This window comes from Bradyrhizobium sp. NBAIM03, from assembly GCF_020194055.1.
Taxonomy (GTDB): domain Bacteria; phylum Pseudomonadota; class Alphaproteobacteria; order Rhizobiales; family Xanthobacteraceae; genus Bradyrhizobium; species Bradyrhizobium yuanmingense.
In genome coordinates this window covers 77,594-90,092 of record NZ_JADYVS010000011.1, presented here as the reverse complement: position 1 = coordinate 90,092, position 12,499 = coordinate 77,594, and the positions used below count along the sequence as shown (strand labels likewise).

Sequence of the window (12,499 nt, the reverse complement as noted above, 5' to 3'; positions counted from 1 at the left end):
GATACAGAGCCTTATGCCAAAAGCGGGCCCCCGATCCCAGCGCAAGGCGGCGGAACTGGCCGATTTCCACCGATTGGCGGGCAAGTCGTGCGATGCTAAAGCGCGGGCCATGAGTGATGCATTTTCCTCACAAACCGCGCTGGTGCTGTTCTCCGGCGGCCAGGATTCCACCACCTGCCTCGCCTGGGCGCTGAGCCGCTTCGCCCGCGTGGAGACGCTGGGGTTCGAGTACGGCCAGCGCCACGCCATCGAGCTTGCCTGCCGCGACCGCCTGCTCGACGGCATCAAGGGCCTGCGCGCCGATTGGGCCGCAAGGCTCGGCGAGAGCCACACGCTGTCGATCCCGACGCTGGCGGCCGTCTCCGAGACGGCGCTGACCCGCGACGTCGCGATCGCGATGGGCGCGGACGGCCTGCCGAACACCTTCGTGCCGGGCCGCAACCTCGTGTTCCTGACCTTTGCGGCGGCGCTGGCCTACCGGCGCGGCATCAGCCACATCGTCGGCGGCATGTGCGAGACCGATTATTCCGGCTATCCCGATTGCCGTGACGAGACCGTCCGCGCCATGCAGGCCGCGCTCTCGCTCGGCATGGCCAAGCAGTTCGAGCTGCACACGCCACTGATGTGGATCGACAAGGCCGCGACCTGGCGGCTCGCGCATGACCTCGGCGGCGACGGCCTCGTCGATCTCATCCGCGAGCACTCCCACACCTGTTATCTCGGCGAACGCGGCGCACGGCACGATTGGGGCTACGGCTGCGGCGAGTGCCCGGCCTGCAGTTTGCGGGCGAAGGGGTGGAACGAGTACGTGGCGGGACGGTAAGCTCGCTCTGTCGTCATTGCCAGGAGCCCTTGCGACGAAGCAATCGAGACTGCCACTGCGGAGGGATTCTGGATTGCTTCGCTGCGCTCGCAATAACGAGAGGCAACAGCTAACCAAAATCCTCCGGCCTGAGCTCGATCGGCTTGCCGTGCGGCGTGCGATCGGCGGCGTGGTCCCACGCATTCCGATAGCGGTGCAGCGTCTCCATCGACGCGACGCCCTTGCGGGCGACGAGGCCCTCCAGCGTGGCGAGCCAGTGCAGATAGTAGGTCTCGCCGGTATCAGGGTCGCCGGCGGCCTGGGCGCGCTTGATCTCGTCTGCGAGTGCTGCGGCCCATTCCGGCCAGGTGAATACGCCGCGCTCGTGCAGGCTCAAGGCCATCGCGAAGGCATGCGCCTCCCAGGGCGCTCGGAACACCGGGCCGTCGTCGTCGCACGGAATGCTCGGGATCGCCGCCGTCGCGGCGGCCGCAAGCGCGCTGCTCATCACGCCGGATCCAGATAGGGCTCGAACGCGTCGATCGAGACCTTCAGCGTGGGATCGCCGTCCTCGCCCCAGAGATCGCGGCCCTCGAACACCACGGTGTAGAGCCATTGCGGGTTCTCCCCGCGCTCCATCGCCGCCGTGTCAGGAAACACGTGACAGCCATGGTTCAGCTCGACCACGCCGACATGGCCACGGACATAGCGCGGCAGCCGCGTGTGCGTGGCTGGATGAATATTCCTGGCGCGGACGCGATCGCCGATGTTGAATTTCGCCGGAGCCGGGGCAGGGCGGCCGAACTTGCCGCGCACCATCACGCGCTCGACATTGGCGCGGTCGAACTTGCCGTGCTTGAGCGCCTTTGCAGGCTGCATCGCATGGCCGGCAGCGACCTCCTCGCGGGTGAGATAGCCCTTGTCGATCAGCATCTCCTCGAGCCCGAGAAACCATTTCTTGTAATAAGAGCTCGAGAGATAGACGTGCGGCGGCAAGGTCTCGCGATAGAAGCGCGAGGTGTCGATGTTGAAGGCGCCGGCCGCGCCCATCGCGCGCACCATGGCCAGCACGCGCGACTCCCATTCCTCGTGAAACATCGGCTCGTTCGGCTCAGGCTCGACCTTGCCGAACCCGTCCATGCCGCCCATGTCGTGCACGCCGTTCACGACGGTGCGCCCGGCGTCTTGGGGAAACCGGTGCCGATCATGGAGTCGCGCGTCACGAGCTCGGCGAGCTGCTCCTCGCTCCAGCCTTCCGTGCCCGCGGGGCGCATCGGCAGCACCAGGAAGCGCGTCTCGGCGGTGGAATCCCACACCCGGATCTCGGTGTCCTTCGGCAGCGCGACGCCGAAATCGGCGAGCACGCCGCGCGGGTCCTTCACCGCGCGCGAGCGGTAGGGCGCGGCCTTGTACCAGACCGGCGGCAGCCCGAGCATTTCCCAGGGGTAGCAGGAGCACAGTGTGCACACGACCATGTTGTGCCGCTCGGGCGTGTTCTCGACCACGACGAGATGATCGCCGACGCGGCTGACATGGCCGAGCGTGCCGATCGCCTTGGAGCCGTCCTGCAGCAGCGCCGTCTTGAACGCCGGATCGGTCCAGGCTTTGGCGACCACGCGCGCGCCATTGTGCGGGCCGATCTTGGTCTCATAGGCCTGGATGATAGCGTCGAGCGCAGCCGGCTCGACATAGCCTTTTTCGGTCAGGATCGTCTCGAGCGCGCGCACGCGCAGCTCGGTCTCGGACAGCTCGAAATGATCGTGATCGTGGTGATGATGGTCGTGATCTTGGCTCATGCCGCGGAAGATAGGCGCAATGGCTAGGGGCTGTCGAGGGCTCGTTGCAGCGCAGTCCTGGCACGTATGCGTGAGGGCATTTGTACGCTAGCATCCCGCAAACAGCGTGGAGATGATGGTGACCGATTACGTGAAGATCGAGAAGGGTCTCGGGCCGGAGGGGCGGATCGCGGTCGTGCGCTTCGACCGCGGCGACGGCATCAACGCGCTCTCGCCGGAGGCGCTGCGCCAACTCACGGCGGCCGCGCGCAGCTTCGAGGACGATGCAGCGACCTCGGTCGTCGTGCTGACCGGCAGCTCGGGCGCCTTCAGCGCCGGCTTCGATCTCAAGGACGCCGAGGGACGCTCGCGCAAGGAGATGGACCTCGGCGCGCTGCGGCGGCACCTCAAGCTCGGGCCGCGTCTGACGCACGCCTGGCAAGAGATGGAGCAGATCACCATCGCCGCGATCGAAGGCTTTTGCGTCGGCGGCGGCGTTGCCCTCGCGGTGGCGCTCGATTTCCGTGTGATGGGGCGCGATGCGCATCTGCGCGTGCCCGAGATCGGGCTCGGCATGAACATGAGTTGGCAGAGCATCCCGCGCATGCTGCATCTGATCGGGCCGGCCCGCACCAAGCAGGCGGTGATCCTGGCCGACCAGCGTATCAGCGCGGACGAGGCCTATGAATGGGGGCTCGTCGAGCAGGTGGCGGATCCCGGCCATGCGCTCGATGCCGCCATGGAGCTTGCCCGCAAGGTTGCCGCGCAGCCGCCGCTGTCCGTCGCCATGACCAAGCTGACCGTCAACCGGCTCGCGCATGCGCTGGACGACCTTGCGAGCCATATGGATGTCGACCAGTTCGCGCTCGCCAGCCTCAGCGAGGACCACAAGGAGGGCGTGGAGGCGTTCCTGACGCGCCGCAAGCCGCGGTTCCGGGGTCGGTGATCACAGCGCCGATATTCGGCGGATAAATCTTCCTCGCCAGGAGACGAGCGGGAAAATTTCGTCCAAGTCCTTCCAAATATCTGAGATTGCAAGGAAGACCAGAAACAGCGAAGGTGCGTGCTGCGGTGCAGCGCGCTCGATTGAGCCCCCATCGCCATTTTCACCCCGTCGCAGACGCGACCGGTTCCCATGTGCCCTGGGCATGCGGGTGACCGAGCTATCGTGCATGAAGGCCATCTCCATGAATGCCCACCAATCGCTCGCGATCGGACGACCGATCGAAACGCTCGAAGCGATTTCACCCGCGCCCGCCGTGCCGGACGCGATGGTCCGTTTCGCCGGCATCTCCAAGACCTATCCGGCCTATCGCGGCAAGCCCGGCGTCAACGCGCTGCAAGACATCGACTTCGCCATTCCGCGCGGCTCCATCACCGGCGTGATCGGCCGCTCCGGCGCCGGCAAGTCGAGCCTGGTCCGGCTGATCAACGGCCTGGAGAAGCCGACCACGGGCCGTGTGATCGTCGACGGCCGCGATATCTCGGCCTTGGCCGGCCGCGAGCTGCGGCTGGCGCAGCGCTCGATCGGCATGATCTTCCAGCATTTCAACCTGCTGTCCTCGCGCACCGCGGCCGACAACATCGCGCTGCCGCTGGAGATCGCCGGTTGGACCAAGACCGACATCAAGGCCCGCGTCGCCGAGCTGCTCGCGCTGGTCGGCATCGCCGACAAGCACGACCGCTATCCTTCCGAACTGTCCGGCGGCCAGAAGCAGCGCGTCGGCATCGCCCGCGCGCTGGCGACGCGGCCGAGCGTGCTGCTGTCGGACGAGGCGACCTCGGCACTCGATCCGCAGACCACGCGCGCGATCCTCGATCTGCTCGCGAACATCAACCGCGAGCTCGGCGTGACCATCGTGCTGATCACGCATGAGATGTCCGTGGTGCGCCAGCTCGCCAAGGACGTGGTGGTGTTAGACGCCGGCCGCGTCGTCGAGAGTGGTCACGTCGCCGACATCTTCACGCATCCAAAACATCCGATCACGCAGTCCTTCCTGGCCGAGGTGATCGGCGACAGCCTGCCGGTCTCGCTGGCAAGCCGGATCGTCTCAGAGTCGCCTGCCGGCGGGCAGACCGTGATCCGCATCCAGGTGCGCGGGGCAGGGGCCGGCGACACCGTGGTGGCACGGCTGGCGCGCGAGCTCAGGCTCGATGTCGCGCTGCTGTCGGCGCGCATCGACGAGATCGGCGGCCAGCATGTGGGCTCGCTGACGCTCGGCATTCCCGGCGGCGAGGACGCAGTGACGCGGACGCTCGCCTGGCTCTCTCAACATCAATTCCCGGCGGAGCGTCTCGGCTATGTCGCCTGAACTCATCAACCTGATCGTCCAGGCTACCTTCGAAAGCCTGTACATGGTCGGCATCGCGGCGCTGCTCGGCACCGCCTTCGGCCTGCCGCTCGGCGTGTTCCTGGCCACCAGCCGCAAAGGCGAGCTGTTCGCAGCGCCCATCGTCAATCGCGTGCTCGGCATCGTCGTCAATGCGACGCGCTCGACGCCCTTCATCATCCTCGTCGTCGCCATCATCCCGTTCACGCGCCTCGTTGCCGGCACCTCGATCGGCTCGACCGCCGCGATCGTGCCGCTGACCATCGCCTCGACGCCGTTCATCGCGCGCCTCGTCGAGGCTGCGATCCGCGAGGTCGACGGTGGCCTGATTGAGACCGCGTCCTCGTTCGGCGCCTCGCCGCTCCAGATCGTGCTCAAGGTCCTGATCCCGGAGGCGCTGCCGGGTCTTTTGCTGGCGCTGACGCTCGCCGTGGTCAGCCTGCTCGGCTATTCCGCGATGGTCGGCGCAGTCGGCGGCGGCGGCCTCGGCGATCTCGGCATCCGCTACGGCTACCAGCGCTTCATGCCCGAGATGATGCTGGCCGTCGTGGTCGTGCTGATCGCCCTTGTGCAGATCGTCCAGAGCGCCGGCGATTATCTGGCGCGCCGGGTCAATCGCCGGCTGCGGCATCGCTGAGTCCGATCAGGCGGCACACCTCGCGCGACGCAGCGTCTGCGAGGGCAGCTCGCCGAAGTGGCGCTTGTAGTCGAGCGAGAACTGGCTGAAGTGCCAGAAGCCGTGCTGCACCGCGACGTCGTATACCGAGGTCTCGTTGCCGCCGGCGCCCTTGAGATCGCGCCGCACGCGGTTCAGCCGCATCGCGCGCCAATAATGCATCGGGCTCGTGCCCAAAACCTCCTGGAAGCAATAGCCGAGCTTGCGCGGGCTGGCCCCGACGGCCTTGCAGACCTCCAGCAGCGAGAGCGAGCGATCGCCCCTGCCATGCATCAGCTCGCGGGCACGATCCACGGTTCGCTTCCGACCCGCCGCGCTGCGGCCGGGATCGCTCGGACGTGCGGTCGGCAGCATGTCCATGATCTCGACGAGGAGGGCGTCTTCCAGGGCCTGCCGCGCCGCCGGATCGTTGAACGTTGCCGGAGCGGTCGTGATCGTCGCTTGAATGGCGGCCAGATGCGCCCGCAGCCGCGCGACCGGCGCTTCCGCCATTTCGATCACCTGCAGCCGGTGCCGGGCGGTGCGCGGCAGCTCGATCTCGAGCCGGGCGGCGAGCTCTGCGACCAACACCGTGCTGGCAACGACGCCGCGCAGCTCGAAGGCCTTCGGGGTACACATGTCGATCTCGGCGTCGATGCTGGCGAGGACGCGGGCGCCGTTGACACCGGTCCCGTTGAAGCTGAGCTCGCCATCGCCGTGCCAGGGCAGGCCGATGCCAAAACTGTCGGCGCCAAGCTGGCCATATTGGCGGACCTGCTGGCTGGTGATCTCGCAGAACACCTCCAGCCGCGGCAAGGAGAGTTGCGTGAAACTGCCCCGGAACGCGCCGGCGCTGATCTGATCGTAGCTCAGCCGCCAGCGGCCGAGGCTTGCGCAATGCTCATCGACATCCGTGCTGTTCGCCTGGAGCAGGCCCGCAGCCGAGTCCTGAATCGGAAGATTTGCCGTTAAGGCCATGGCAGTACGTCGAAAATCCTTGAGCCGAGCAGCGAGCAGGAACCACGCCAGACTGGCACGACCAGAGACGCTGTCCAGCAAAATATTGCTGGATCTCGATAACGCCTGACAGCGCCGCGGTGCAGGCTTCCGTCCTGCCGTTCCGACATCGCTGCCGGGACGGCGCTTCGCGGAGGGATCGAGATGCGACCGACCGATGTCATGCGCGGCAGCCCGCCCGTACCCGAGGCTCAGGTGACGCGCGCCAATTGGCGCAGCTTTCCCGCGATCCGCTGGGGTTTTACCCACACCCGCGAAGTGCTGCCGACCGCAGAGATTCGCCGCTCCGCCCGGCCGACGCCAATGAGAAGCGCCCCGCGCGAACTGGCAAAGCTCGGCTTCACCGGGCCTGATGGCAAAGCGACCACGATCGAATGCGCGCTGCGCGAAACCTTTGCCGACACGCTCCTCGTGATGCATCAGGGCACGCTGATCCATGAATGGTACGGCGACGGCATGAGCGCGACCACGCCGCATCTGATCTGCTCGATCAGCAAGGCGATCGCTGGCACGCTCGGCGGCGTGCTGGCCGCGCGCGGCCTGGTCGATCCGGAGGCGAGGGTGCTGCGCTACGTGCCGGAGCTAGAGACATCGGTCTACGCCGGCTGCACCGTCCGCAACCTGCTCGACATGGCCGTCGCCATCAAGTTCGAGGAGGATTACGAGGACCCCGCCGGCGACCTCGCGCGCTATCGGTTCTCCTCGGGTTGGGACGTGCCGCCGCCGGACGTCGAGCCCAGCCATCAGCGCGCTTATCTGACGACGCTGCGCGGCAGCGGCAAACCGCACGGCAAGGTGTTCCACTACGTCTCGCCCAATACCGAGGTGCTCGGCTGGGTGTATGAACGCGCCTGCGGGATGCCCTACCATCTTATTCTCTCCGAGTTTCTCTGGCAGCCCCTGGGCGCGGAGGAGGACGGCTCTCTCACACTCGATAGCCACGGCATGGGCCGCATTGCCGGCGGCATCTCGGTCACCGCGCGCGATCTCGTCCGCTTCGGCGAGATGATCCGCTGCCGCGGCGTCGTCGAGGGCCGGCAGGTGGTGCCGGGCTGGTGGATCGACGATATCCGCGAGAACGGTGATCCCAAGGCGTGGGCCGATGGCGACCTCGCCGAGTTCTTCCCGGGCGCGCGCTACCGCAGCAAATGGTTCACCATCGATCCTTCGCGCAACGCGCTCACCGCGATCGGCATTCACGGCCAGCACCTCTATGTCGACCTCGACTCCGACACCGTCATCGTCAAGCTCGCAACACAGCCCAAGGCGATGGACGTGTCGATCGACCAGCGCTGGTTTGCTGCCTTCCGCGCCATCACCGCACATCTCGCCTGATATTTGGACGTCCTCATGCTTGAAACCGCCAAAGCCCAACCGCAAGCGCAGACCGCGACACCGCATCCGCTCGATCCGCTGACGGCCGACGAGATCAGCGCGGCTTGCGCTTTGGTGCGGGCCGCGGCCACTTCAGCGGCGAACTGCCGTTTCCCGACGGTGCGGCTGGAGGAGCCGACCAAGCAGGAGCTGGCTTCAGGCGAGGTGGGACGCCGCGCCTTCGCGTTGACGCTCGACGTCGCCACGGGCGAGGCGATCGAGCATATCGTCGACCTCGGCCGCGGCGAGATCGTCGGCCGCAAGGTCGTGCCGAACCGCGAGGCGCCCTATGGGCAGCCGCCGGTGATGCTGGAAGAGTTGTTCAAGTGCGATGCCGTGGTGAAGGCCGATCCCGCTTGGCGGGCGGCGATGGTTCGGCGCGGGCTGACCGACAAGGACATCGAGCTGGTCCAGGTCGACCCGTTCTCCTCCGGATTCTTCGACAAGGCGTTCGAGCGCGGCGCCCGCATTGTCCGGGCCGTCAGCTATTTTCGCGAGCATCTCCAGGACAACGGCTACGCCCATCCGATGGAGGGCGTGGTCGCTGTGGTCGACCTCATCGGGGGCAAGGTCATCGAGCTCACGGATGAAGATCCGATCGTGCCGATTCCGCGCAAGAAACGGAACTACGGCGCGCATGAGGTGCCAAACCCGCGCACCGACATCAAGCCGCTGCATATCGAGCAGCCGGAAGGGCCGAGCTTCAAGGTCGACGGCTGGAAAGTCGACTGGCAGAAATGGAGCTTCCGCGTCGGATTCACGCCGCGCGAGGGTCTCGTGCTGCATCAGCTCGCCTACCAGGACGGCGCGCGTAAGCGGTCGCTGATCCACCGCGCCAGCGTCACCGAGATGGTGGTGCCTTATGCCGATCCGACCGCTAGCCACTTCTGGAAGTCGGCTTTCGATGCCGGCGAATACGGGCTCGGCATGCTCGCCAACGCGCTGGAGCTGGGCTGCGACTGCCTCGGCAACATCCACTATTTCGACGTGCCTGCCGCCGACAACAAGGGCGAGCCCTTCGTCATGCAGAACGCGATCTGCATGCATGAGGAGGATTACGGGATTGCCTGGAAGCACTACGAGTTTCGCAACGGCCTTTTCGAGGTGCGGAGATCCCGACGGCTCGTGATCTCGTTCTTCGCCACCGTCGGCAATTACGATTACGGCTTCTACTGGTATCTCTATCAGGACGGCACGATTCAGCTGGAGACGAAACTCACCGGCATCATCCAGACCGCCGCGGTGCGGCCGGGCGAAAAGTACCGATGGGGCGGCATGGTCGACGATAATCTCGGCGGCCCCACGCACCAGCACTTCTTCAACGTCCGCCTGCATATGGATCTCGACGGCGGCGGTAACACGGTGACGGAGCACGAGTTCGTGCCGCGGCCCTGGGGCGACGACAATCCGCACGGCAACGTGTTCGACACCACCACGCGCGTGCTGTCGCGCGAGCGCGACGCCGCAGCGGTCGCCAATGGCGAGACCGGCCGATTCTGGAAGATCAGTAATCCGAACGAGATCAACTCGGTCGGCGGTGCACCGGCCTACAAGCTCGTCGTCAATCCCAGCCCGCTGATGCTGGCCCAGGAGGGTAGTTACGTGCGCAAGCGCGGCGGCTTCGCCACCAAGCATGTCTGGGTGACTGCATTCGATCCGGCCGAGAAATACGCCAGCGGCGACTATCCCAACGTTCACGCCGGCGGTGACGGCCTGCCGCGCTATGCCGCGCAGAATCGCAATATCGAGAATGCCGACATCGTGGTGTGGCACTCCTTCGGCCACACCCATGTCTGCAAGCCCGAAGACTTTCCGATCATGCCGGTGGAATATGCCGGCTTCGTGTTGAAGCCAACCGGATTCTTTGCGGCGAATGCGGCTGGCGACCTTCCGCCGGACCGCAACAGCCGCAGCGTGCTGGCTGGCGAGAAGAGCACGACCTGTTGTCACGCGGACTGGACGTGACCTTCATCCGCTCGCACCCTTGGCTTTGGTCGCAACACTGATTGCGCGACGCGGCCGTGGCACGCGGTCGGGTCCTGACACACTGACAGAAACATTCTAGAAGCATTCCAATCCCAAAGAAGCAGCGCGCATGAGCGCATCCGTCGCACGTGCTGTGCACACGTCTGGAGAAATTCTAACGCCGTTCCTATCGCACTCCGAAACCGCCTGAGTTAGGGCGGGCCATCAAGATCGATACCGGCAAAGCCGGCAGTGCGTGGGGCTCAACAGACGTGACCGATTTCCAACCTTCTTCGCGTAAGAACACGCGCCGCCGACAAATCCAGATGCTCTTCCTCGGTGCGGCCAGCACACTCGCTCTCGCCGTGCCCTTCGGCTCTGCCCAAGCCCAGACGCAGATTCCCTCTGTCACCGTCGAAGCGCCGACGCAGCGCACCCGTCCAGCGGCGATTGCGTCGTCGCGACGGGCTGCGGCGGCGCGAACCGCACGCGCCAATCGTCGGGGCCCGGCGCAGCAGGCCGCGCCCACTCAGTCGGCAGCATCGAACGGTGCCACGAGCGAACGCGCCAACGGACCGGTACGCGGTTTCGTCGCGACGCGCAGCGGCACCGCCACTAAGACCGATACGCCCTTGATCGAAACGCCGCAGTCGGTGTCGGTCATCACCACCGACCAGATCAGAAACCAGGGCGCGGTCTCGATCGGCGAGGCCTTGCGCTACACCGCCGGCGTCAGCGGCGACGTCAATGGCGGCTCGGACACCCGCTTCGGCGGCCTCCAGATCCGCGGCTTCGACATGACGATGCCGGGCCTCTTCGTCGACGGCTTGCGGATTCCCTCCAGCAACTACGTGCACTTCAATGGCCTCGAGCCCTATGGGGCCGAGCGTATCGAGGTGCTCAAGGGTCCGTCCTCCGCGATGTATGGCGGCAGCGGCACAGGCGGCGTTCTCAACTACGTGACCAAGCTGCCGACGGCGCAGCAGTTCGGCGAGGTCTCGATCTCGGGTGGCAGCTTCAACCGCTATCAGGGCCAGTTCGACATGGGCGGCGCCGCCAACAAGGAACGCACGGTGCTGTGGCGCCTGACCGGCGTCGTGCGCGACGGCGAGACCCAGGTCGATTTCAGCAAGGACAATCGCGTCTTCATCGCGCCCGCCGTCACCTTCAAGCCGAACGAGGACACCACCATCACCCTGCTCGCCAACTATCAGCGGGACCGGGCAGGGTGGGGCCTTCAGTTCCTGCCGGCCTCGGGCACGGTTTGGCCGAACAACGGCCGCACCATCCCGGTCTCGTTCTTCGCGGGCGTGCCGGGCTTCGACGCATTCAACACCGAGATCGCAACCGTCGGCTACCAGCTCGCGCACAATTTCACCGACAACGTCACGTTCCGGCAAAATCTGCGCTACGCCTATCAGCACAACGAGGAGAAGGTGTTTTACGGCGGCGGCTATACCAACGAAGCCGCAGGGCAGCTCGCGCGCTATGGCAGCTACAGCAACTCCTACATCAACTCATTCGCCGTGGACAACCAGCTCCAGGGCAAGTTCACCACCGGCATTCTCAGCCACACCACGCTGGTTGGCGTCGACTATCGCAACACCTCCTTCCGCGACACCGCCTTCGGCGTCACGACCTCGTCCCCCGAGATCAACGTCTTCAACCCGAACTACAGCTACGACTACGCCATCGGCGCCATGTACGACAACACCGGCGTCAAGCAGTCCCAGGTCGGCGTCTATGCGCAGGATCAGATCAAGCTCGGCCGGCTCTCGTTCCAGCTCGGCGGCCGTCAGGATTTCGTGACCACGCAGGTCGATAACGGTATCGCCAATACGACGATAGCGAAGGACGCTTCGGCCTTCACCGGCCGCGCCGCCGTGATGTACAATTTCGACAACGGCATCGCGCCCTATTTCAGCTATTCGGAATCGTTCCTGCCGTTGCTCGCGACCGGCTTCGGCGGACAGATGCTCAATCCTGAGACCGGCGTCCAGTACGAAGTCGGCGTCAAGTACCAGCCGATCGGCTGGAACGCGCTGTTCACCTTCGCCGCGTTCGACCTGACGCGCGACAACGTCGCTGTGTACGTGCCTGCAGCATTCTTTTACGAGCAAATCGGGCAGGTGAAGTCGCGCGGCCTCGAGCTCGAAGGCACGATGTCGCTCGCCGACGGCTGGAACCTGCGCGCGGCCTATGCCTATGTCGACGCCATGGTCACGCAGGATCCGGTGAATGTCGGCAAGGCGCCGACGACGGTGCCGCTCAACCGCGCTTCGCTGTGGAGCGACTACACGCTCCAGAACGGGCCGCTCGCGGGGCTTCAATTTGGCGGTGGCATCCGCTATGTCGGCGCGACCTGGGGCGACGAGGCCAACACGTTCAAGGTGGGATCGTCGACTGTTCTCGACGCGCTGCTGGCCTACAACAGGGACAATTGGCGCCTGGCACTGAACGTCACCAATCTCGCCGACACCCGCTACGTCGCTTCGTGCTACAGCCTGGCGGGCTGCTTCTACGCGGAAGGGCGGAAAGCCATCGCCAGGCTGACCTACCGCTGGTGAGCACCATCCGAGGA

General features: G+C 65.7%; 11 protein-coding genes. 7 read left to right on the top strand and 4 right to left on the bottom strand.

The features are described 5' to 3' along the window. The first annotated feature begins 109 nt into the window (after positions 1-109). Positions 110-823, top strand: a complete 714-nt coding sequence (gene queC / locus I6F21_RS18520; RefSeq protein ID WP_225140852.1) for a 7-cyano-7-deazaguanine synthase QueC — start codon at positions 110-112, stop codon at positions 821-823. A 109-nt stretch (positions 824-932) separates the two neighbouring features. Here the strand turns inward: queC and I6F21_RS18515 are convergent, their stop codons facing one another. Genes I6F21_RS18515 through nthA form a run of 3 tightly spaced genes read right to left on the bottom strand, consistent with a single transcriptional unit; the run spans position 933 to position 2,598 of the window. Further along, positions 933-1,310 (bottom strand): nitrile hydratase accessory protein, encoded by a 378-nt coding sequence (locus I6F21_RS18515; RefSeq protein WP_036028031.1) that lies wholly within the window; start codon positions 1,308-1,310, stop codon positions 933-935. Next, positions 1,310-1,969 carry a nitrile hydratase subunit beta gene (gene nthB, locus I6F21_RS18510; protein ID WP_057029182.1) on the bottom strand — a complete coding sequence of 220 codons (660 nt, stop codon included), beginning with the start codon at positions 1,967-1,969 and terminating at the stop codon, positions 1,310-1,312. The genes I6F21_RS18515 and nthB overlap by 1 nt, the downstream gene beginning before the upstream one ends. Next, positions 1,966-2,598, bottom strand: a complete 633-nt coding sequence (gene nthA / locus I6F21_RS18505) for a nitrile hydratase subunit alpha (protein ID WP_225140854.1) — start codon at positions 2,596-2,598, stop codon at positions 1,966-1,968. The genes nthB and nthA overlap by 4 nt, the downstream gene beginning before the upstream one ends. A gap of 118 nt (positions 2,599-2,716) precedes the next feature. Here nthA and I6F21_RS18500 point away from each other — a divergent pair, with 118 nt between their 5' ends. The 3 genes from I6F21_RS18500 (at position 2,717) to I6F21_RS18490 (ending at position 5,544) form a co-directional block, all read left to right on the top strand. Further along, complete coding sequence (locus tag I6F21_RS18500) at positions 2,717-3,523, top strand: enoyl-CoA hydratase/isomerase family protein (RefSeq protein ID WP_225140911.1); 807 nt, start codon at positions 2,717-2,719, stop codon at positions 3,521-3,523. A gap of 226 nt (positions 3,524-3,749) precedes the next feature. Beyond that, positions 3,750-4,889 carry a methionine ABC transporter ATP-binding protein gene (locus I6F21_RS18495; RefSeq protein ID WP_225140856.1) on the top strand — a complete coding sequence of 380 codons (1,140 nt, stop codon included), beginning with the start codon at positions 3,750-3,752 and terminating at the stop codon, positions 4,887-4,889. Beyond that, on the top strand, positions 4,879-5,544 hold the full coding sequence (locus I6F21_RS18490; RefSeq protein ID WP_057029183.1) for a methionine ABC transporter permease: 666 nt from the start codon (positions 4,879-4,881) through the stop codon (positions 5,542-5,544). Before I6F21_RS18495 ends, I6F21_RS18490 begins: the two co-directional genes overlap by 11 nt. A gap of 6 nt (positions 5,545-5,550) precedes the next feature. On the opposite strand, the gene I6F21_RS18485 is transcribed toward I6F21_RS18490, so the two are convergent. Beyond that, positions 5,551-6,540 (bottom strand): helix-turn-helix domain-containing protein, encoded by a 990-nt coding sequence (locus I6F21_RS18485; protein WP_225140858.1) that lies wholly within the window; start codon positions 6,538-6,540, stop codon positions 5,551-5,553. A 183-nt stretch (positions 6,541-6,723) separates the two neighbouring features. Here I6F21_RS18485 and I6F21_RS18480 point away from each other — a divergent pair, with 183 nt between their 5' ends. From I6F21_RS18480 to I6F21_RS18470, 3 genes are all read left to right on the top strand, one after another. Continuing rightward, a complete protein-coding gene (locus I6F21_RS18480; RefSeq protein ID WP_225140860.1) occupies positions 6,724-7,914 on the top strand; it encodes a serine hydrolase in 1,191 nt (396 codons plus the stop codon). 15 nt (positions 7,915-7,929) lie between these two features. Then, on the top strand, positions 7,930-9,918 hold the full coding sequence (locus I6F21_RS18475) for a primary-amine oxidase (RefSeq protein WP_225140861.1): 1,989 nt from the start codon (positions 7,930-7,932) through the stop codon (positions 9,916-9,918). Positions 9,919-10,244: 326 nt separating this feature from the next. Continuing rightward, positions 10,245-12,485 carry a TonB-dependent siderophore receptor gene (locus tag I6F21_RS18470; RefSeq protein WP_225140862.1) on the top strand — a complete coding sequence of 747 codons (2,241 nt, stop codon included), beginning with the start codon at positions 10,245-10,247 and terminating at the stop codon, positions 12,483-12,485. The last annotated feature ends 14 nt before the right edge of the window (positions 12,486-12,499 follow it).

Bases quoted from the DNA above. Each gene is read 5' to 3' on its own strand.
- queC (WP_225140852.1), top strand. From the start codon at position 110: ATGAGTGATGCATTTTCCTCACAAACCGCGCTGGTGCTGTTCTCCGGC.
- I6F21_RS18515 (WP_036028031.1), bottom strand. From the start codon at position 1,310: ATGAGCAGCGCGCTTGCGGCCGCCGCGACGGCGGCGATCCCGAGCATT.
- nthA (WP_225140854.1), bottom strand. From the start codon at position 2,598: ATGAGCCAAGATCACGACCATCATCACCACGATCACGATCATTTCGAG.
- I6F21_RS18495 (WP_225140856.1), top strand. From the start codon at position 3,750: ATGAAGGCCATCTCCATGAATGCCCACCAATCGCTCGCGATCGGACGA.
- I6F21_RS18490 (WP_057029183.1), top strand. From the start codon at position 4,879: ATGTCGCCTGAACTCATCAACCTGATCGTCCAGGCTACCTTCGAAAGC.
- I6F21_RS18485 (WP_225140858.1), bottom strand. From the start codon at position 6,540: ATGGCCTTAACGGCAAATCTTCCGATTCAGGACTCGGCTGCGGGCCTG.
- I6F21_RS18480 (WP_225140860.1), top strand. From the start codon at position 6,724: ATGCGACCGACCGATGTCATGCGCGGCAGCCCGCCCGTACCCGAGGCT.
- I6F21_RS18475 (WP_225140861.1), top strand. From the start codon at position 7,930: ATGCTTGAAACCGCCAAAGCCCAACCGCAAGCGCAGACCGCGACACCG.
- I6F21_RS18470 (WP_225140862.1), top strand. From the start codon at position 10,245: ATGCTCTTCCTCGGTGCGGCCAGCACACTCGCTCTCGCCGTGCCCTTC.